This is a genomic window from [Muricauda] lutisoli (nom. illeg.) (assembly GCF_017313105.1).
GTDB lineage: Bacteria > Bacteroidota > Bacteroidia > Flavobacteriales > Flavobacteriaceae > Flagellimonas > Flagellimonas lutisoli.
The window spans coordinates 72698-92290 of the sequence record NZ_JAFLND010000003.1; the positions used below are offsets into that span (position 1 = coordinate 72698).

Here is a 19593-nt window from a genome sequence, read left to right on the forward strand (position 1 = left end):
AAGGGGGAATGATACTAAAAGATGATACTTAGTATCAATCCAGTATCATTCTTGCCTTAGATACTCTTTGTGATTGATAGGGGTATTATTGGATTTACAGTAATCCAGTATTTCCTTTTGATGTGATTGGAAAACATCATTCTCATTTTCCGAATTTTCTCTTTTTGCAGTTGCAGAAAATTGGCCTCTAAATTTTTTAAAATTGAAATGGGTGGCAACTTTTGACCATGAACCATACTTATTATAGGCTTGATCTGCTTCACCTGAAAGAAACAATGCCCCAATTTTAACTCTTATTGGAGTCGATTTAGTTGGTTTTTTGTTTTGTCTTTCTGAAATCTCTCGCTCTAAAGGCACTATTGTAGTTCGGACCTCATCGTTGTGAATAGTGAAATCGAATAAAGGGAAACCTTCTGGAAATAAGTTTGAAAAATTTAATCGTCCAATGAGATACTTAATGTACTGCGAATAAACAATAGCCTTAAACCGTGTCTCTTGAAATTGTGTAAGGTTAGAATCTTTGATTATTTGGTTTAATTGATAATCTACTTCTTCGGTTTCAATAAGAAGTTCAGCCTTTTTAACCTCTGAAATAATTACTTCCAAATCTTCTGATTCACAAATGAAATGTAACATTCTTGCCACCTCAAGGCCGGCTTCTAACTCTTCTTTTTTCGATTTGAAGGTTTCTTTGGAAAGCAACTCATTAATGCCCTTAATAAAATTGGTGCGAAAACCATGGTAGTCTTCATTAATGTCGAATGCAGGATTTCTTCTCATCGTTAATTCGGATTTCTTAATTTTCCTTGGTCCCTAATCCATTCCCGATTGGCTTCAACCCCTTCTGGTGTCATATTGGCCCATCGCTTTTTAAGATAGGCACCGATAATATCATGCTTTTTCATTCTTTGTTCTTCCCGTCTAATCCTTGTTGCTAGACTGGCCGCGGCTCTGTAATGAAATTGTTCATGGTTGATTTTCCATTTGAAAAGTACGTAAAATCGATATTCGTAGTTTTCCAAGGCTTTATCAATAATTTGGTGGTATAGTGTATCAAGTTCCTTTTTGGTCAATTTAGTATAGTCAAATGGATGTGGTTGCGTGGCTTCTATATCGTTTGGTGGGTATTGTTCTTTTTCTAGTCTGGCTGCTTCCTTGTTGAACCACTCCCTATGTTCCGACATGCTCATTAAACTTATTTCGGATTTGCTTTTTTTGGAACTTTCATGGACTTTTTGGGGAGAGTCATCTATAGCATTAATTTTCTGCCTTTCTTTCTCCTTTTTCCAATCTATCTCGGAAGGATTTAAGGATGCTAGGTATTTCCCCTTGGCTTCCTCGCTCTTCCTGTGGGCTTCGTTTAAATACTTGGGTTTATTTCCTTCTTTGTTCGCAAAGGGCTTCGGTTGAATAGAATACTTTGAGGTACAAGATTTATCGTTTCGCCCCCTATACATTCTTATTACCCACAGAAATGATTTAATGCAAAAACGTGCTATTTTAATCAGAAATCTTTTGATTGATTTAATCATGGCTTTGGGTAGAAAGTTGATATCCTTCCAAATCTTTTAATAGGTTTTCCATGGCTTCAAAATCCGCTAAATATTCCGCTCGGTCGGCCTTGTTGTCTGTAAAATCTGATCGCAACGCATCAAATAGAATATTCCTTAGTGATTCTCTCAATTCTTTAGGGTCGGATTGGTCCAAAGCGTTGTTTAAAATTTGTTCTGCTTTAATTGGGTTTTGGGTTTTAACGTTTTCCATGATATTTAGATTTAATTATTCGTTTACTACTTTTAATTGCGCTTCCTTTTTACTCAGATATTCTTTTTCCATTGCATCAAATTTTGCACTTGCAATTCTTGAAAGTGTAGGGTCGGACTTGTCAATGTAGGTCAAAAAATTCCGTTCGTTGACATGGCCCGTTATGTTCATTATTAACTGTGTGGACCAATCCTTTAGGTTATAAAAATTACAAGCAAATGAACGCCTTCCTGTATGATTGCTAATTAACTTATATTTTGGATAAAGGCCTTTTTTGCCGTTGTACCTGCCCTGTACTTTTTGTCTTAACCCAGATATACGGCAAACGTCTTTTATCAGAGATGATAAAATGCTGCGTTGGCTTTGTTCATTATCGGTGAATTTAGGAGGAAAATCATTTCCATATTTTTTCAGTATATCGCGCACTATATGGTGAATTGGTACCTCAATATTCTTTCCCGTCTTGAATTGCTTAAGAACAATATATTTGTCTCCATCTATAGTCTGGATGTTGCTTTTGGTAAAGCGGTGCAAGTCTGAAATTCGTTGGGCGGTGTAGCAGGAAATAATGAACCAATCCTTAGCAATCTGCAGTCGTTCGTTTGGCATTTCCTTTTTGATGATTTGGTCTATTTCTTCAAAAGTCAAGAAGGTAACAATGTTTTCATCTTGAAACCCTTTGATGTTCATATAATCAGGGTCTACCTTGCATCCGTTCAATTGAGAATCTCTCACGATCGTTTTAAGGCGCTTAATGTATCTTCCCTTGGTGTTTATGCTCTTTTTCTCTATGTCGGTCAGGTAATCAAGAAAATCGGCTGCAAAACGGGTGTTAACCTCTTTTATTTTCAACTTATGGCCTTTGTGTTTTTGGTATTTCTCAAGGATTTTCGAAAAATTGAGGTATTTGTCAACCGTATTTTGTTTGTAATACAGTTTGACGTTATTCCGGATATAGGTCCTTCTCTTTAAGTCATTACTGAACCATTTAGAATATGGCACCAAAAATTCTTTTTCTTTGATAGGCTCTAAGTTATTGAACTTCTGAATTATGCTTTTTATGTGCTTGCTTTCAATATCAAACAATCCTTTGGCCTCATCTTTCTCGATATCATCAATGAATTTGCCCAATTCCTTGGAAAGATCGTTGAGACGATTTTTTAGTTTCTTGTTCTTAGGGGTGTTCTCCTTGGGTAGGTTAGTGGTGTGGTTCCAGTCCTTTGCATTTTCAATTGTTAGACCGCTGGAAAGTCGAAAGTCTTTTTCACGCCCAATGTTGAGCCTTAGATATACCTTGGATGAACCAGTCCCTTTGTGAGGGTAGAATTTGATATTTGCCATTTTGAAAACATTTTGAACATTTGAAAGTTAGTCATGTTGGATATTTTATCCAACATTTTATCCAACATATTTGAAACCAAATACAATTTCTATAAATTGATTACAATTCAAAATACAGTAAAATAAAGGGTTTTAGGTATATTGAAGTTGTATCTCATCTATAATAAAACAATAATTGCACCCCAAGAGGGGGAGCAGAAAAACAAAAGCCACCGATTTCGGTGGCTTTTGTTTTTATAAAAGCTCGGATTTCAAATTAGAGACTTCTTTTAATGAATTGATATTTGAGGTCACAAAATGTCACTCATCAATTTCCTGATGTTTCTTTCTTCGTAGATAAGGCGGGATGCAGAAGTATATTCTTTTACAAACCGCCCATTTTTAGGAAGCTCTCCAAATATTTCTGGTTGGTTAAGGAAAGAAGTCCAGTCATTTTCCGTGTTTTTGGCGGCACGGTTTAATTCCTCTTTTTGTGCATCTATAATTTCCAGTGGTTCGCCTTTTTCATTGATTCCTTTATCGCTGTAATAGCACCAGGCTGCCAAAATGAATGTAGCGTATTTGATACTCCCCTGGGAGGCCAAATTTTCCAATAGTGTTGGAATCAAAAACTTCGGCAACTTGGCGGAACTTTCAGAACAAATACGACTTACGCTGTCCTTGATATTCGGATTAGCAAAACGCTCTTCCAGATTATCTTTATATTTTTCAACATCAATGCCTTCCACAGCGCCTAAAACCGGGGTGACTTCAACATCCATAAATTTTCGCATGAAGGTGGCCATAACAGGATCCTTCATGCAAGAGTTTATAGTCGGATAGCCGTGGATGGACCCTGGTATCCCTAAAACCGAATGTCCTGCATTCAACAGGCGAATTTTCATTGTTTCGTATGGGGTTACATCGGAAACAATCTGTACTCCAACCTTTTCAAGGGGCGGTCTCCCATTACAGAAGTCATCTTCTACCACCCATTGAATAAATGGTTCACAGACCACCGGCCATTCATCTTTTAATTCATAGTTGGTTTTTAGGTACTCTATAACTTCAGGTGTCGTTACTGGGGTAATTCGGTCTACCATAGTGTTGGGAAAAGAAACTTCTTCAGCAATCCATTCCGCCAGCTTTGCATCCTGTTTTTTTGCAAAAGATAACACCATTTCCCGAGCGATATGGCCATTGTGTTGGATGTTATCGCATGACAAAATGGTAAAAGGAGGTAGGCCATTGGATTTGCGTATTCTCAATGCTGCTGTTAAGTACCCATAGACTGTTTTAGGCTCATTGGGATGGGCTATTTCATGCTTTATGTCGGGATTATCAAAATTAAATGCTCCAGTACTCGTATTGAAATTATAACCTCCTTCGGTAATGGTAAGCGAAACAATTTTTGTGTCAGGGTGGCCCATTTTATCTATGACCAATTCAGGGGTATCCACCGCCAGGAGGAATTCATGAATAGAGCCTATCACCTCACTTTTATCTGATCCATCAGGGTACTGGGTCACCAGGGTGTAAAGGCAATCCTGTTTTTCGAATACTTGGCTCATCGTCCTGTCACTCTCTCGCAGACCAACGCCACAGATTCCCCATTCAAACCCAGGATATTTCTCCAATAACTTATGTATGTAATAGGCCTGGTGAGATCGGTGAAATCCGCCAACACCAATGTGGATTATCCCAGATTTTAGAGATGCCCTGTTGTAAGATGGACAGGACACTTTTTTGGAAATTGCAGAAATATTACATTGATTCAATTCCATTTCGATGATTTTTTAGCTTGTAGAATGGCTTGTTTTGCCTCTTTTCATTGCCCAATAAGCAGAGACAAAGTAGATAATTGTACAAATAAAACCATAGGAGTAAAAGGTTTCCCGGTTGTCTATGTAAGCACTTTCATGGTCACTTCCGAATAATACTATACCTGCCAGTACCAAGGTTATTACTAAAGTGGCAACCGCAACGACCTTTAAAATTTTGGTGAAAACAGAATGATCTTTGACAACAACCGGTTGTTCTTCTGCCAATTTCTCATGGTATTTTTCGACCAGTTCATTGAATCGCACCTCTTTATCTTCTGCCTCAGGGTAGGACTTTTTTGCACCATATTGTCCCGGCCAGGAACGTATAGACGATAATGGTGAAAATCCAAGTAGGAATAAACAAATAATAAAAGGACATTACCTGAAGATAATTCAGGCCAAATCCAAAAGCAAGACCCAAGCCCCAGGAAGCTACTGCAGGCAAGCTATGCTCGAATTCCTGGAATTTAGACCAATACCTGGTAAACCCAATCCTTGGAAAAATTTGGTGCTCTGCAAATACTATGGCGCCAACAGGCACAACAATCAATCCTGCATAAGTGAGGAGTGGCAAAATTTGCGAAAATACAAAGGGAAAACAAGCGATACCAATCATGGACAGCCCCACCATTAGAGTAGTTTTTTTTCTTGAATGATTGTAAAAAATAGCTTGTGCTGCCAAACCGGCACGATATAAATTGGTAATCGCAGTTGTCCAGCCCGCCACAATCACAATAATAAATCCAGACCAACCCAATGCATAGTAGGCAACGTCACCAGGGTCGAGTTCAACAATCGCTTTTCCTAAAATAATGGCAGTACCAGCCCCCATGATTCCAGCAGCAATCCAGGCAATATAATGTCCGAACATCATACCTGTACTTGTTGCCAGACCATAGATTTTCTTTTTGGCGAATCGTAGCAATGCCATATCAATCAATCCAAAATGGGTGATGGTATTTGCCGCCCATGCGAAACCGATGACCTCCAACAGACCAATTCCCTGTTCTCCTTGGCTATTTACCCCGGTCCAAATGGATTGATTTCCAATACTGATGAGTTCTGACCAATTTTCAGGAATGGTTTTGTCAATTACAGATAAAGACAAAGCAGGTAATAGGACCATTGCTCCACTCGCAAACATGGCGAACAGCCAGGGAGCACAGATACCAGAAAATTCGGAAACAGCTTTAAAGCCGTACATGGCAACAAATACAACGAAAAGGCCAACTAATATGACAATAAGGACAAACCAAACATTTGTAGGATACCAGTTCAATTGAGCAGGAATATCAAAAGCAAACCGAACCGCTGTGGCTGAAACGGTTACCATGGCACCTGAAATAACCGTAAAAATTAACACATTGGCCCAATCATATAAATAGGACATTTTCTTTCCAGCAATCTTTTTGAGATAGGTGTAAAGGCTCAAGCGGGTATCAACTGCGATTGGAGAAGTAATTAAGGTCCAACTAAGCACTGCCAAAATATTTCCGATAAGTAGACCAAGGATAATATCCATAGTCTTGGCGCCTAAAGCGACAAAAGTAGCACCTATTACAAACTCCGTAGCAGCCACATGCTCGGCGGCATATAGCCCTGCAAAGTGACTCCAGTGATGTAGTTTATGACTGGGAACAGGCAATTGTTCTTCTTGTAATGTTTCCAGTTGAGTAAATTCGTTTGGTATTTTCATTGGGTTGGGTTATCCGAATAGTGCTTGTTCTCGATTAGAATCTGTAATGTAAGAATATTTTGATTGATGAGATTTGTAACATTCTCTAATAAGTATAGATCTAACGGAACTCCCATCGCACAAATAGGCCGTAGTTTTCACCTTTTTCTTTAATGGACCCGACTGTTCAATATTTGCGGCTAATCCAAAAATGAATCGGTCTTTTTTTAATCCAGCTCTTAGATAAAGATATTTCTGGTTATTTGTACCCAACTTCAAGTTTCTGTTAAATATATACTGAACTCTTGTGTAAAGGCTCCAAGTCTCGTTAAACGCCGGTTTGTACTCGTAAAGACCGAAAAGTTTAAAGTCATTGTCCTCATTTAAAAATATGGAGGCAACATTTACAATTAACCATTCTTTAGAAGCATAATTAAACTGAGGGCCAACAATGGCAGAAAAACCGGAAATTGAATTTATATCTGTACCTGCCATAATGCCAAAACCTCCTGCAACATCATAACTTAACTGTACGGGCATAACTATACTATTTTCGTCGGGGTTGTTTTCATAGTCTGCCGTATAAGTTGCCACGGTAAAGAAATTAAACCTACTTTCAGGCGTAAATTTTTTCTTTACAACCAACTGGAAATAAAGGGCTTCATTTCCAAAAAAGGCCTCAATAGGAATGGGCGGTTCCGGCTTTTGCGCATGAATAGTACAAGTTACAAGAATTAAGAATATCGTTCCCAACCATTTAAATTTCACTCCATTCATAATTGAATTATTTAAGAGGTAAAATAGGAAGGGCCGACGAGAAATTAATTGCTCTATGGCAAGACTTTTAACTTAAAGCTCTGTTTTCAACCTACTTAAGGTGTAAGGAGTAATGCCCAGATACGATGCAATTACTTTGTTTGAAATCTTACTCAATATCTTTGGATGGTATTCCATCAACCATTTAAGACGATCAAGTGCAGTTGCACCCTGGAGCCCATAGATTCGCTCCTGTGAGGTGATGTAAGCCATTTCCAGAACATCCCTTTACAAATAGTTGACAGCGGGAAATCTTTCAACCAAATCAAAAAAATCCTTGCGGGATATTTCAAGGACCACGGTGTTCTCTATGCTTTCGATATACTCAAAGGATGGCTTCTGGTCAATTAGACTTGAAAGTGCTGTTCCAAACTTACCGGGGAACGCAAAATACCGTGTTAATTCAGTACCGTCTTTATTCAAACTAAAGAACCTAAGACAGCCTTCGTTAACAAAATAATTGGTTTCACAGATCTGCCCTTCAGAGAGGAGGATTTCATTTTTAGCATAGGTACGAGGTTTGAAATAGCTGCAAATGATATCAAAACTGTTCCTCTCAATAGGATGTTTTTTTAAAAAATATTAGTGAAGCCGGGTATACATAATGTATTAATTCTGTTCCAGAAACTACTTGTTGATTGTATTAAAGATAACCAATAACAAACAAAGAAGTTGACAACCCAAGTTTATACTTTAAGTATAAAATAATGGTTCAATCATATTATGGGATGTAATCTCTTATATTGAATGAAAATGTAGCGCGATTCGGTTACCTCGAAGGGTTTACGAGCATCTTGATAGAATTGGTTCGAAAATAGTGTAGTAGGGGGAGCAAAAATTTTTAAAACGGCTATACTTTCAAAGTGTAGCCGTTTTTTTATATTGGATATCTAAAAGAATTTAAAATGAAAAAGATTATTTATTTCCTTTTTTTGAGCGTTCCTATGATTGTATTTTCCCAAAGTGAATACGAGATCACATCTTACAATGATAAAGGCATTAGAGCGCCTAACACCCATTATATAGGAGATGCATGGTTAAATAGTTTACTCCAGTCGGATCAAGAACTGCCCTATGGAATAACTAAGGCAACATTTAGGGCCAATTCTACACTAGATTGGCACTTCCATAGTTCTGCACAGGTGTTGATCATAGTTAAAGGGGAAGGGTACTATCAAGAACGTGGTAAGAAACCTATTCGAATGAAAACAGGTGATATTATTAAATGTGATAAAGAAACCGAACATTGGCATGCTTCATCAAAAGAAGAAGACGTTACGTATTTAGCATTATATGGAGGAACACAACCAACTACCTGGACCGAAGTATTAACCCAAGAATATTACGATACGGTAGCCAATGAATTGAAAAAGGAATAATCTTTTGATCATCTTTTTTTTCAACAAATCCGGACATACAATGCTTTATGCTAAACCTTTGAACAAAAGGGAGCATAGTGTAAAAAAGGCAAAACATTAATGTTGGGCCTTTTTTATTTAATAGCCATAATACCCGCTATCACTATAAGCATGAGGCCAAGCAACGATCCACCAGGGGAATCATCATAACTGGAAAAGACCATCATTGCCCCTCCCAGGGCCGAAATTATTATTGGTATAATCGCTTTAAGAATGGTCTTGAACATTTGGTTTGGTTTTTATTGTATACAGTACTATATCTGGTACAATACAGAACGATAGTTAATTTAAAACATTTCCTGTACCTTTTAAACAAAAAGACCACCGATCGGTGGTCTTTTTTCCAATAAGTTTGTTTTTATTTTAAGATGGCCTTACACCAATAAAAGCACAATGGTCAATAAAAAGCCAGCAGCGGCAAAGTAGAGTCCTTTTTTGTAGATGGGGGCGCTTGGCCTAAACATAAAAAAGGCCGAAACCGCAAAGAACAGCAAGGCAATACCAAAGAAGATGCCCAACCAGAACAAAGGATTTCCAGTATGCATTTTATGTAGTTTGTTCATGCTTTCCAAAACTGCGGGCAAACGCTTTTCGGTATAAGAAGCTTCACCAGTTTTCATATTGTAGGTTCCTCCTGCAAAATACATAAGGTCACCTTCGGTCTTGTCTACGGTAAACCCACGTTTTCTTAAAGCAGAGCCAAGGGCCTCTTCGTTAAGGTTGGCTTCGAGGGTCGTATTCACCTCGTATTCACTTTTCAAAAAGTCGGTACTTCTAAAAGTAAGTACAATACCACTAATGGCATAAACGGCCATAATACCGGCCAAAAAGAATCCGAGGTAACGGTGGAATTCCCTAAAGGTGTTTTCTGATTTTCTTCCCATGGTTAAGTTTGTATAAAATAAACGAAGAAAGGCGTTGGGGCCTTTCTTCGCAGTAAATATAATACTATTTTTATTGCTGTGCCATCTCAAGGTTAATGGTCATTTCCACATCATCGCCCAAAGTTGCCGTATCTCCACCTACGCCAAACTCCAATCGGTTAACGGTACCGGTGAGTTTTAATCCTGCCTTCAATTTTTCGCTTCGTTGGTCGGTTATAATTCCATTTACCTTTCCATCCAAGGTAACTGTTTTTGTAACTCCGTGCATGGTCAAATCACCGGTAAGTTTAAAGGTTTTGTCTCCTGTTTTTTCAAAACTGTTGCTCTTAAAGGTAATCGATGGGTATTTTTCCGCGTCGAAAAAATCGGCACTTCTCAAATGGTTATCACGTCTATCGTTGTCGGTATCTATACTGGTAGTTTTAATGTCTACGGAAAATTCCGCCTCATCAAAGGTATCAGTGGCCGTAGCAATGATGTCAAATTCACCGAAATGGCCCTCAACTTCGGAAATCATTAGGTGGGTAATGGCGAAGCCTACTTTTGAGTGTGCCCCGTCCGACTTCCATGTGGATTGGGCGGCTACCATTAAACTGGTCAAAAATGCCAATGTAAAAAATGCTTTTTTCATGATTGTGTGATTTTATGTGTTCGCTATAATTTTACAATTCCATAGAGATTGCAATTTCAAATATGGGCAATCCAACTGCAAACCATAAATTTTTTCTGCCAACGACATAGGTTAACCTCCAATCAACCAATCGATTAAATAGATTATTAGTGTAAAATGTCGTTCACAGGGTAAATTTGGTTGTTGGTAAAGCTGCTTTTCTTTTAGAGGAGTATTATCTATAATTTAGGCTCAAATAATCGTGGTACATTGATTTCCAAGAAAGAACTTCTTTTTCAAATAGTATTGCACATACTGGTTCTTCTGTTTTTTTCTTTTGACAGAAACACGGGGAATATTGTAGTGCACAGGGCCATATTCATTTTGTTTTATGGTGCCGCCACTTTAATTATTACGTACTACCTGATGCCGAAATTTTTGTACAAGAAAAAATATTGGCAATTTTTCCTTGGCTGTGCCTTAGTGGTAGCGGTCGTTATTACCATTGAAGAAGTAATATTGGAGCCCATTATATTTCCTGGAACCAGAAGAGGGGATACCTTTCCGGGCGTTTATGTTTCACTTTTGGGGATTTTGCCGGTAATGTTTATTCTTTCCGGATGTAAATTTGGATGGGACGCCCTAAAAAAACAAGCCGAGATAGACGAGCTACAGAGCACCATACAAGAAAGTGAACTACAATTTTTGCGCAGTCAGATCAACCCGCACTTCCTGTTCAACAACCTGAACAACTTGTATTCCTATGCACTACAGGAATCACCAAAAACCCCGGAAATTATTCTTGAAATGAGCGGTGTTTTGCGATACATGCTCTATGAATCAAAGGAACAGTTCGTACCTTTAAAAAAGGAATTGGAGCAATTGGGCAATTTTATCCGATTGTACAAGCTTCAGATAGAAGATAGGGGAGAGGTTCATTTTGATGTGGAGAAGATTAAAGGGGAGTATAAGATCGCACCCTTGATTTTGATCGTATTTATTGAAAACGCCTTTAAACATAGTCAATCTGGTCAATCGTCCGATATTGAAATCGATATCTCCGTAAAACTGAACAACTCTATCCTGGAATTTCGTTGTAAGAACAATTACGAGCCAGGTTTTAGTTTGGATAGTATTGCCAAGGGTATAGGATTGCAAAATGTGCGTAAACGTTTGGAACTATTGTACCCGAAAAAGCATCTCTTGCACATAGAAGAGGCGAACAATTCCTATAAGGTGCTGCTAAAATTGGAATTGGAAAAAGTATAGGTTATGAGGTGTATTATTGTTGAAGACCAACCGCCCGCCCAGCGGATATTGAGAAAATTTATCCAAGATGTGCCCACGCTGGAATTGGTAGAGGTGTTTTCCGATGGTTTAAAAGCCATGGAGTTCCTGAACACGGAATCCATAGATCTAATGTTCTTGGATATTCATTTACCAAAAATCAATGGGTTGGATTTTCTTAAAAGTATTCCAGACCCGCCACATGTAATTTTGACTACTGCATTTTCTGAATACGCTTTGGAAGGTTATGATTTAAATGTTGTGGATTATTTGCTGAAGCCTTTTTCGTTTCAACGCTTTTTACAAGCCGTGAACAAGGTGAACGCCAAACACGAGCACATGATTTCCAAGAATGAAAGTGCTCCACTCACCGAAATCTATGTAAAGTCCAGCCACGAGCATATCAAGGTATTGGTAAAGGACATTTATACCATTACCTCGGACTCCGACTACACTGAGATCCATTTAAAGGATAAGAAAATATTGTCCAACGAGCCTTTGAGGCATTGGGTGGAAGTTCTGGGCGGCAGTGAATTTTATCAGATACACAAATCCCATATCATCAATACGAAAAAGATTGATAGGATTTCCGGGAATTTGGTACTCTTGACCAATGCTGCCAAAATACCTATGGGCAGAGCCTATAAAGACAACTTCTTGAAAAGTATTTTATAATAAAAAACCCGGCGAAATTGCCGGGCTTTAGATTTTTTAGGTCGAATTTCTACTTCGCGAAGTAGATATATATGGCAATTACCACAATAGTGATAAACCCACTCGCCAGTTTAACATGCTTCCAAGGTTCAATGGATACCTGTTTGGTGTACTCCAATTGGAATGGTTCTTTTCTTGGATAGAATTTACCGATAATGAGCATGATAGCTATGTTGGAAACGAACAATATAGCCATCACATGAAGGTAGTGGGGGTATGCCCCGGCTTCAACTAGACTTAGTTCCACAGGGTCGGTAATTCCATTTGCCTTGGCCTCTGCAAGGGCATTGGCCACCATTTTTGGCCCCACTATAAACTGACTGATGATATATAGAATGGATCCGGACAGAATACCAATTTTTGCAGCAATGGCAGGTACTCTTTTTGTTAAATACCCTACTACGATAATCGTGAAAATTGGAATGCTATAGATTCCGTTGATCTCTTGCAAATAATTGAACAAACTTCCCGCATTGGCGATCAGTGGTGCTATGAACATTGCTGCAAGCGCCAAGCACACACCGAACACTTTACCATATTTTACCACGGTCATTTCTGAAGCATCTTTGTTGATGTGCTGTTTGTATATATCTATTCCGAACAAGGTAACGGAACTATTGAGCACACTGTTGAACGAGCTCAAAATCGCACCGAACAATACTGCGGCAAAGAATCCCATCAATGGTTTCGGAAGCACGGCCCTTACCAATTCTGGGTAAGCAAGGTCACTGCTTGCAAGTCCTCCTTCAAAATAGTAGTAGGCGATCATTCCCGGCAAAACCAGGATGATGGGCCCCAAAATCTTTAAAAAGGCGGCCAATAAAAGACCTTTTTGACCTTCTGCAAGGTTTTTTGCCCCCAATCCCCTTTGGATGATTTGTTGGTTTGTTCCCCAATAGAAAAGCTGAACCAACATCATTCCAGTAAAAATCGTGGCAAAGGGAACTTCTTGCCCTGGGTTTCCAGTAGAATCAAAACGCTCTGGATTTGCTGCCATCAAAGTTTCCAAACCGCCAAAAACGCTTCCGTCGCCAATGGCCATCAAACCAAATACAGGTATAAGAATACCACCAATTATGAGTCCTACCGCATTAATACTATCTGAAACGGCAACAGCCTTTAACCCTCCAAAAACGGCGTAAATAGAACCTATAATGCCAATCCCCCAAATACAAATGACCAATGCTGTGGAATCGGAAACCCCCAGTAGCTCTGGAACATTGAACATACCGCTAATGGCAACAGAACCTGAGTATAGAATTACCGGTAGTAGTACAACTACATACCCTGTTAGAAATAGACCGGATGTTATCGTTTTAGTGGTAACATCGAATCGTTTGGCCAAAAACTGCGGTACTGTTGTAAGTCCACCTTTTAAATAACGAGGTAAAAGAAATAAGGCGGTGACCACAATGGCGAGTGCGGCCAACGTTTCCCATGCCATTACAGAAAGCCCATCTTTATAGGCGCTTCCGTTTAGACCAACGATTTGTTCTGTGGATAGGTTGGTTAACAGTAATGATCCTGCTATTACACCTGCGGTAAGACTCCTGCCTCCTAAAAAGTAACCATCTGATGATGTTTCATCTGTTTTTCTAACTGACCACCACGATATTATCCCTACCAAAAGCGTGAATCCTAAAAACGAAATAAGTGCCATAAATTAAAGTTTTATGTTTTGGTTTTGGGCCAAAACGGTTTGTTTAGTTGGTTGTTGATCAAATATATTGGTTGATAATATTTTCGAACAACTCTTGCTGACCACTGATGCTTTTTATGTTTTGATGGGTTGCTGCATGGGCATGAAGGTCTTCCAAAGAGAGTTTACCGTCTTCAAAAGCCTTACCAGAACCCGCATCAAAAGATGCATAGCGATTTCTGCGCATGCTAATATAATTGGAATTTTCCAAAATGTCGTTTGCTGCCAGCAATGCCCTGGCAAAGGCGTCCATTCCTCCAATATGTGCATAGAAGATATCCTCCAGATCTGTCGAGTTTCTGCGCATTTTAGCATCAAAATTAATGCCGCCACCTTTAAAGCCTCCTGCCTGTAGAATAACCAACATGGCTTGGGTAAGCTCATAAACATCCACTGGGAACTGATCAGTGTCCCAGCCGTTTTGGTAGTCTCCTCGGTTGGCATCTATACTTCCCAAAAGATTATGGTCCGCGGCAACTTGGAGTTCATGTTCAAAAGTGTGTTGTGCCAAAGTTGCATGGTTGACTTCTATATTGAGCTTAAAATCATCCAAAAGGTCATATTTGGTAAGAAAACCTATCACTGTTGCCACATCAAAATCGTATTGATGTTTTGTAGGTTCCATGGGTTTGGGTTCAATAAAAAATGTTCCTTTGAATCCTTGTTTTCTCGCATAATCCTTGGCCATATGTAGAAAACGCGCCATATGCTCTTGTTCCCGTCCCATGTCGGTGTTCAAAAGGGACATGTAGCCTTCTCTTCCTCCCCAAAAAACATAATTTTCACCTTCTAGCTTTATGGTTGCATCCAGTGCATTTTTTACCTGTGCCCCAGCAGCTGCCACCACATCAAAATCTGGATTGGTCGCTGCCCCGTTCATGTATCTGGGATGACTGAAACAATTTGCGGTGCCCCAAAGTAGTTTAACTCCGGAATGCTTCATTTTTTCTTGGGCATAATCCGTAATGATCTGTAATCTTTTCTCGGATTCTGCGAGTGAGTTGCCCTCTGCGATCAAGTCAAAATCATGAAAGCAAAAATAGGGAGCACCTATTTTGGTAATGAATTCAAAAGCCGCATCCATCTTGTCCTTGGCTTGTTGTACAGGGTCCGAACTTTGTAACCAAGGAAAATTCTTGGTTGGTGCTCCAAAAGGGTCGGACCCTACCCCAGTGAACGTATGCCAGTAGGCAACAGCAAATTTAAAATGCTCTTTCATGGTTTTGGCACCTACTTTACGGTCTTGTTCGTAGTACTTGAATGCCAATGGGTTGTCCGATGATTTTCCCTCAAATGGAATTTTATCTATTCCTTTAAAAAATTCTTTGTCTCCTGTGGTAATCATATTTATGTTGTTCAGTTAATCCATATATTCATTTAGTGCCTGCTCCCATACTTGGTAGGCATTTTGGTATTCGTTGGTCGAGGAGTCGGGTTCGTATGTTTTTTGTACGGTATCGGATGCCGTAGCTTCTGCAATGCTCTTAAAGTCACCAAAAGCAAATGCTGCAGCTCTGGCCGCTCCAATAGCTCCAGTTGTCTCTACAATGTCAATTTTGGCTTGAGTTAGCGTGGCTATCGTTTTTGAGAATACCCTTGACCTAAAAAGGTTGTCATTTCCCGCTTTTATCGTAGAGATATTGACTCCGTCATTTTTTAAAACACCCATTCCGTATACAAACGAAAAGGCGATACCTTCCAAAGCTGCTCTATATGCATGTGCGGCTTTATGGATATTGAAATTAAGATGAAGGATTTGGGAGCCTTTTCCTCGATTTTCCAACATGCGTTCCGCCCCATTTCCAAACGGAAGAATACAAAGGCCATCAGAACCGATCGGGATGGACTCTGCCCGTTTGTTCATTTCATTGTAAGATAGGTTTGGGCTCATTTCATTTTTTATCCAACTATACTGAATCCCTGTTCCATTAATGCACAATAGTTTTCCAATCCGTGTTTTTTCCATGGAATGGTTGGTGTGTGCAAAACTGTTTATTCTTGTGTGCTCGGTTGTGATTTGTTGTTCAGAAATGGCATAGACAACCCCAGAGGTTCCACCTGTGGCAGCAACTTGTCCTGGTTCCATTACATTTAGGGCAAGGGCATTGTTGGGTTGGTCACCGGCTCTGTACATAATGGGTATTCCCTCCGGAAGTCCGGATTCGAGGGCTCCTTTTTTGCTTACGGCACCTTGTTCGGAAAATGAAGGTCGGATCTCTGGAACCAAAGAAGGATCGACCCCGGCATTTCCCAAAAGCCATGCTGCAAGTTGATTTTCTTTAAAGTCCCACATAATACCTTCGGAAAGTCCTGAAGGCGTAGTGATGCATTCCCCGGATAATTTTAAAGCGATATAATCACCAGGAAGCATAAATTTGTGGGTTTTCTTGTAAATGGAAGGTTCATTTTCTTGGACCCATTTAAGCTTGGATAAAGTGAAATTTCCGGGAGAATTGAGCAAATGATCAACGCATTTATCCTCACCGACCGATTGAAACAATTTTTCTCCAATATCCACAGCCCTGCTATCGCACCAGATTATTGAAGGCCGGAGCGGATTGTACTTTTTGTCGACAATTACCAAACCGTGCATTTGATAGGAGATACCAATGCCTTTGATACTCGAATTTTTAATGTTGTTTTCTGAGAGTAATTTTTGGGTTGCGGCACATAGGTTTTGCCACCAAATTTCAGGGTCTTGCTCCGCCCAACCACTTTTCTTGGAAATGATGGACATTTCTTTTTCTGGGAACTGAACAATATCGACGGCACTACCATCATGTACGTTCACCAATGCAGCTTTTATAGAGGAGCTACCAACATCAAAACCTATCCAATACATTTGACAAGATTAAAATCACAATGAAAATAGCCATTTAAAATCAAGTGTAACGTCTTGCTCCGATAATTCCGCTGCTAATATGACCATAAAGGTTTCCACCAACAATATTAAAAATCTTGGGAATGCCTATTGCCATAGAAATTAAAGGTAGCCCCGTAAAATTATAAGTTTAAGTAGGTTTGATTCAGTTTATTAGTTAGCATGAATGCAAAAGACCCGTACATAGGTGCGGGTCTTTCTATTGGGGGCGACTGAATAATAGCTGCGGTTTTTCCCAAAATAGTTACCTTAGGGGCAGTGTATTTTAACTATATGGAAGAAGAACTTTTAGGAATATTCAGCAACTATTTTGAACAACCCCTTATTGATGAGATACTTGAAGAGGGGAAATTAATGGAAGTCCCTGCGGGCGAAACCATAATGGACATTGGCCAATACATAAGAAGTATACCATTAATGTTATCTGGAGCCATAAAAGTTCTTCGAGAAGATGAAGAGGGCGATGAATTGCTTTTGTATTATTTGGAACAAGGTGAAACCTGTTCGGTAACTATGGCTTGTTGTATGGGACATACAAAAAGTGAAATCAGGGCGATTACAGAGACCGAAACAAAACTTGTGATGGTCCCTGTCAAGAAAATGGAGGAATGGATGGCAAAGTACAAAGGGTGGCGAAATTATGTCTTTGATAGTTATCAAAATCGCTTAAACGAGCTGCTTCAGACTGTGGACAGTATTGCCTTTAAAAATTTAGATCAACGACTTATGGATTATCTCAAAAAGAAAGTTGAGGTAACCAAGGATAATCGCATTAAAAGTACACATCAAGAGATTGCCTATGACTTGCATACCTCAAGGGTAGTAGTTTCCAGATTGCTCAAAAAACTGGAAAAAATGAAAAAGCTAGTACTCCACAGAAACTATATTCATGTTAAAGACCTATAAAGAGGACACTTTTACCATAACCCCTCCTTTTTAGGACTTCAATTTTTTCAAAAACCGATTACATGCTCAAAAGGATTTTTCCTTTTTTATCGTGGATACCCAACTATAACCGTGCTACCTTGTACGGGGATTTTATAGCGGGGGTCACATTGGGTATTATGATCCTTCCACAGGGAATGGCCTACGCCATGATAGCCGGCATGCCACCAATTTATGGTTTGTACGCTTCCTTGGTGCCACAATTCGTCTATGCCATTACGGGAACTTCCAGACAATTGGCGGTTGGCCCCGTTGCCATGGATTCCTTATTGGTTGCAGCTGGAGTCGGAGCCATGCATTTTGCCAGGACAGAAGATTATATTTCTGCAGTAATATTTTTGACAATGCTTATCGGAATGGTCCAATTGCTTTTCGGTATTATTAGAGTGGGCTCCTTTGTCAATTTTTTGTCCAAACCTGTCATCAATGGATTTACTTCTGCCGCTGCCATATTGATTGGTCTGGGGCAATTGAAGCACATTCTCGGTATACAATTGCCCCAATCGGGAAAAATACACATATTGTTTGGTAGCATTTTTAGAAATTTGGGACAGGTACACCTTTTGACATTTGGCTTGGGTGTCCTTGTGATACTTCTCATTATCGGTTTGAGAAAAATAAGCAAAAAGTTGCCCATACCACTATTAATAGTAGCGCTCGGTATCTTGGCTGTGGGATTGTTTGGTCTTGAGGCCAAAGGAATTCAAGTTGTGGGTGAAATACCGAAAGGTTTGCCCAATTTTCAGTTGCCGTTGCCCCAATGGGACAAGTTGGGCAAGTTTTTGCCCATTGCACTTACAGTAGCTTTGTTTGGTTTTATGGAATCCATTTCCATTGCCAAAACAGTGGAGGAAAAGCATTCGGAATACGAATTGGATGTGAACCAGGAACTCCGCGCGTTGGGAATGTCTAATTTTTTAGGTTCTTTTTTTCAGTCTTTTGTGGTTTCCGGCTCATTTTCCAGAACGGCGGTAAATGATGAAGCCGGTGGAAAAACAGGTATGTCCCTTGTTTTTAGTACGCTGGTCATAGCTGCTATCCTATTGTTTCTTACCCCACTGTTCCACGATCTTCCAACATTGGTTTTGGGCGGAATAATCATTGTTTCCGTTTTTGGTTTGATTGATATCAAGTATCCATTGTTTCTTTGGAAAAATAGAAAGGATGAATTCCTTTTGTTGATAGCAACCTTTGTGATGACACTTTCCATAGGGTTGATCGAGGGGATTCTTTTGGGCGTGTTGCTTTCCCTTTTATTGCTCGTTTATAGAATCTCCAAACCCCATATTGCCATTTTGGGCAGGATAAAGGGAACAAACTATTTTAAGAACATTACCCGCTTTTCGGAAGATGTGGAGGTGTACGAGGATACATTGATTATTCGCTTTGATGCACAACTTTACTTTGGGAACAAGGACTATTTCAAAAAACAACTTTATCAAGAAATCCGAAAAAAGGGTACTGCGTTAAGGTTTGTGGTTCTCAATGCCGAGGCCATAAATTATATAGATAGTAGTGCCGCCGTATTATTGGAACGGATAATTATAGAACTTCGGAAAAAAAACATTCAATTTCTTATTGCCGGGGCCATTGGGCCTACTAGGGACATACTTCAAAACAGTGGTATTACGGAGACACTGGGAGTCGAAAACCTCTTTGCACAAACTTTTGAGGCCGTTGATACTTGTCATAAAGCCTTGGAACGAAGTACGATACAAAAAAAAGTCTCACTTCAAACAAAGAAATAGAGTTTGTAA

General features: G+C 39.4%; 20 protein-coding genes. 5 read left to right on the forward strand and 15 right to left on the reverse strand.

Going from position 1 to position 19593, the window contains the following annotated elements; genetic code table 11:
* Positions 1-45 precede the first annotated feature (45 nt).
* From J0X13_RS11270 to J0X13_RS15715, 9 genes are all read right to left on the reverse strand, one after another.
* On the reverse strand, positions 46-780 hold the full coding sequence (locus tag J0X13_RS11270; protein WP_207071538.1) for a hypothetical protein: 735 nt from the start codon (positions 778-780) through the stop codon (positions 46-48).
* 2 nt (positions 781-782) lie between these two features.
* Positions 783-1532: a hypothetical protein gene (locus J0X13_RS11275; RefSeq protein ID WP_207071539.1), complete on the reverse strand. Its 750-nt coding sequence runs from the start codon at positions 1530-1532 to the stop codon at positions 783-785.
* Complete coding sequence (locus tag J0X13_RS11280) at positions 1525-1764, reverse strand: hypothetical protein (RefSeq protein WP_207071540.1); 240 nt, start codon at positions 1762-1764, stop codon at positions 1525-1527. The genes J0X13_RS11275 and J0X13_RS11280 overlap by 8 nt, the downstream gene beginning before the upstream one ends.
* Positions 1765-1779: 15 nt before the next feature.
* The gene (locus J0X13_RS11285) at positions 1780-3105 is read right to left on the reverse strand and encodes a tyrosine-type recombinase/integrase (protein ID WP_207071541.1); all 1326 of its coding nucleotides are present in this window, start codon (positions 3103-3105) and stop codon (positions 1780-1782) included.
* A gap of 290 nt (positions 3106-3395) precedes the next feature.
* Positions 3396-4868 carry a mannitol dehydrogenase family protein gene (locus J0X13_RS11290; RefSeq protein WP_207071542.1) on the reverse strand — a complete coding sequence of 491 codons (1473 nt, stop codon included), beginning with the start codon at positions 4866-4868 and terminating at the stop codon, positions 3396-3398.
* A 12-nt stretch (positions 4869-4880) separates the two neighbouring features.
* Positions 4881-5132, reverse strand: a complete 252-nt coding sequence (locus J0X13_RS11295; protein ID WP_207071543.1) for a hypothetical protein — start codon at positions 5130-5132, stop codon at positions 4881-4883.
* A 55-nt stretch (positions 5133-5187) separates the two neighbouring features.
* Positions 5188-6603 (reverse strand): purine-cytosine permease family protein, encoded by a 1416-nt coding sequence (locus J0X13_RS11300; protein ID WP_207071544.1) that lies wholly within the window; start codon positions 6601-6603, stop codon positions 5188-5190.
* Between the two features lie 9 nt (positions 6604-6612).
* A complete protein-coding gene (locus J0X13_RS11305) occupies positions 6613-7359 on the reverse strand; it encodes a hypothetical protein (RefSeq protein WP_207071545.1) in 747 nt (248 codons plus the stop codon).
* 267 nt (positions 7360-7626) lie between these two features.
* Complete coding sequence (locus J0X13_RS15715) at positions 7627-7959, reverse strand: Crp/Fnr family transcriptional regulator (protein WP_207072047.1); 333 nt, start codon at positions 7957-7959, stop codon at positions 7627-7629.
* Positions 7960-8303: 344 nt separating this feature from the next.
* On the opposite strand from J0X13_RS15715, the gene J0X13_RS11315 reads away from it, so the two are divergent.
* Entirely contained in the window at positions 8304-8777 is a 474-nt protein-coding gene (locus J0X13_RS11315) for a cupin domain-containing protein (protein ID WP_207071546.1), read from the forward strand.
* A gap of 113 nt (positions 8778-8890) precedes the next feature.
* Here J0X13_RS11315 and J0X13_RS11320 read toward each other — a convergent pair whose 3' ends face one another.
* From J0X13_RS11320 to J0X13_RS11330, 3 genes are all read right to left on the reverse strand, one after another.
* Positions 8891-9043 (reverse strand): hypothetical protein, encoded by a 153-nt coding sequence (locus tag J0X13_RS11320; protein ID WP_207071547.1) that lies wholly within the window; start codon positions 9041-9043, stop codon positions 8891-8893.
* Between the two features lie 147 nt (positions 9044-9190).
* The gene (locus tag J0X13_RS11325) at positions 9191-9700 is read right to left on the reverse strand and encodes a PepSY domain-containing protein (protein WP_207071548.1); all 510 of its coding nucleotides are present in this window, start codon (positions 9698-9700) and stop codon (positions 9191-9193) included.
* 70 nt (positions 9701-9770) lie between these two features.
* Complete coding sequence (locus J0X13_RS11330; RefSeq protein WP_207071549.1) at positions 9771-10331, reverse strand: YceI family protein; 561 nt, start codon at positions 10329-10331, stop codon at positions 9771-9773.
* A 249-nt stretch (positions 10332-10580) separates the two neighbouring features.
* On the opposite strand from J0X13_RS11330, the gene J0X13_RS11335 reads away from it, so the two are divergent.
* Together J0X13_RS11335 and J0X13_RS11340 are read left to right on the forward strand one after the other, a co-directional pair.
* Positions 10581-11579 (forward strand): sensor histidine kinase, encoded by a 999-nt coding sequence (locus tag J0X13_RS11335; RefSeq protein ID WP_207071550.1) that lies wholly within the window; start codon positions 10581-10583, stop codon positions 11577-11579.
* A 3-nt stretch (positions 11580-11582) separates the two neighbouring features.
* Positions 11583-12272 carry a LytR/AlgR family response regulator transcription factor gene (locus J0X13_RS11340; protein ID WP_207071551.1) on the forward strand — a complete coding sequence of 230 codons (690 nt, stop codon included), beginning with the start codon at positions 11583-11585 and terminating at the stop codon, positions 12270-12272.
* A gap of 49 nt (positions 12273-12321) precedes the next feature.
* Here J0X13_RS11340 and J0X13_RS11345 read toward each other — a convergent pair whose 3' ends face one another.
* The 3 genes from J0X13_RS11345 to J0X13_RS11355 are packed head-to-tail and all read right to left on the reverse strand — an operon-like array spanning position 12322 to position 16852.
* Complete coding sequence (locus J0X13_RS11345; RefSeq protein WP_207071552.1) at positions 12322-13971, reverse strand: solute:sodium symporter family transporter; 1650 nt, start codon at positions 13969-13971, stop codon at positions 12322-12324.
* Positions 13972-14029: 58 nt separating this feature from the next.
* Positions 14030-15355: a xylose isomerase gene (gene xylA / locus J0X13_RS11350; RefSeq protein WP_207071553.1), complete on the reverse strand. Its 1326-nt coding sequence runs from the start codon at positions 15353-15355 to the stop codon at positions 14030-14032.
* 15 nt (positions 15356-15370) lie between these two features.
* Complete coding sequence (locus J0X13_RS11355) at positions 15371-16852, reverse strand: xylulokinase (RefSeq protein WP_207071554.1); 1482 nt, start codon at positions 16850-16852, stop codon at positions 15371-15373.
* 312 nt (positions 16853-17164) lie between these two features.
* Between J0X13_RS11355 and J0X13_RS11360 the strand changes: the two genes are divergently transcribed.
* Together J0X13_RS11360 and J0X13_RS11365 are read left to right on the forward strand one after the other, a co-directional pair.
* Positions 17165-17797: a Crp/Fnr family transcriptional regulator gene (locus tag J0X13_RS11360; protein ID WP_207071555.1), complete on the forward strand. Its 633-nt coding sequence runs from the start codon at positions 17165-17167 to the stop codon at positions 17795-17797.
* Positions 17798-17859: 62 nt separating this feature from the next.
* Positions 17860-19584: a SulP family inorganic anion transporter gene (locus J0X13_RS11365; RefSeq protein WP_207071556.1), complete on the forward strand. Its 1725-nt coding sequence runs from the start codon at positions 17860-17862 to the stop codon at positions 19582-19584.
* Positions 19585-19593: the final 9 nt, after the last annotated feature.

What these genes read in the sequence shown, in the direction of transcription:
- xylA (WP_207071553.1), bottom strand. Translation starts at nt 15,355, where the DNA reads ATGATTACCACAGGAGACAAAGAATTTTTTAAAGGAATAGATAAAATT.
- J0X13_RS11270 (WP_207071538.1), bottom strand. Translation starts at nt 780, where the DNA reads ATGAGAAGAAATCCTGCATTCGACATTAATGAAGACTACCATGGTTTT.
- J0X13_RS11340 (WP_207071551.1), top strand. Translation starts at nt 11,583, where the DNA reads ATGAGGTGTATTATTGTTGAAGACCAACCGCCCGCCCAGCGGATATTG.
- J0X13_RS11305 (WP_207071545.1), bottom strand. Translation starts at nt 7,359, where the DNA reads ATGAATGGAGTGAAATTTAAATGGTTGGGAACGATATTCTTAATTCTT.
- J0X13_RS11330 (WP_207071549.1), bottom strand. Translation starts at nt 10,331, where the DNA reads ATGAAAAAAGCATTTTTTACATTGGCATTTTTGACCAGTTTAATGGTA.
- J0X13_RS11290 (WP_207071542.1), bottom strand. Translation starts at nt 4,868, where the DNA reads ATGGAATTGAATCAATGTAATATTTCTGCAATTTCCAAAAAAGTGTCC.
- J0X13_RS11325 (WP_207071548.1), bottom strand. Translation starts at nt 9,700, where the DNA reads ATGGGAAGAAAATCAGAAAACACCTTTAGGGAATTCCACCGTTACCTC.
- J0X13_RS11345 (WP_207071552.1), bottom strand. Translation starts at nt 13,971, where the DNA reads ATGGCACTTATTTCGTTTTTAGGATTCACGCTTTTGGTAGGGATAATA.
- J0X13_RS11285 (WP_207071541.1), bottom strand. Translation starts at nt 3,105, where the DNA reads ATGGCAAATATCAAATTCTACCCTCACAAAGGGACTGGTTCATCCAAG.
- J0X13_RS11300 (WP_207071544.1), bottom strand. Translation starts at nt 6,603, where the DNA reads ATGAAAATACCAAACGAATTTACTCAACTGGAAACATTACAAGAAGAA.
- J0X13_RS11355 (WP_207071554.1), bottom strand. Translation starts at nt 16,852, where the DNA reads ATGTATTGGATAGGTTTTGATGTTGGTAGCTCCTCTATAAAAGCTGCA.
- J0X13_RS11315 (WP_207071546.1), top strand. Translation starts at nt 8,304, where the DNA reads ATGAAAAAGATTATTTATTTCCTTTTTTTGAGCGTTCCTATGATTGTA.
- J0X13_RS11280 (WP_207071540.1), bottom strand. Translation starts at nt 1,764, where the DNA reads ATGGAAAACGTTAAAACCCAAAACCCAATTAAAGCAGAACAAATTTTA.
- J0X13_RS11320 (WP_207071547.1), bottom strand. Translation starts at nt 9,043, where the DNA reads ATGTTCAAGACCATTCTTAAAGCGATTATACCAATAATAATTTCGGCC.
- J0X13_RS11365 (WP_207071556.1), top strand. Translation starts at nt 17,860, where the DNA reads ATGCTCAAAAGGATTTTTCCTTTTTTATCGTGGATACCCAACTATAAC.
- J0X13_RS11275 (WP_207071539.1), bottom strand. Translation starts at nt 1,532, where the DNA reads ATGATTAAATCAATCAAAAGATTTCTGATTAAAATAGCACGTTTTTGC.
- J0X13_RS11360 (WP_207071555.1), top strand. Translation starts at nt 17,165, where the DNA reads ATGGAAGAAGAACTTTTAGGAATATTCAGCAACTATTTTGAACAACCC.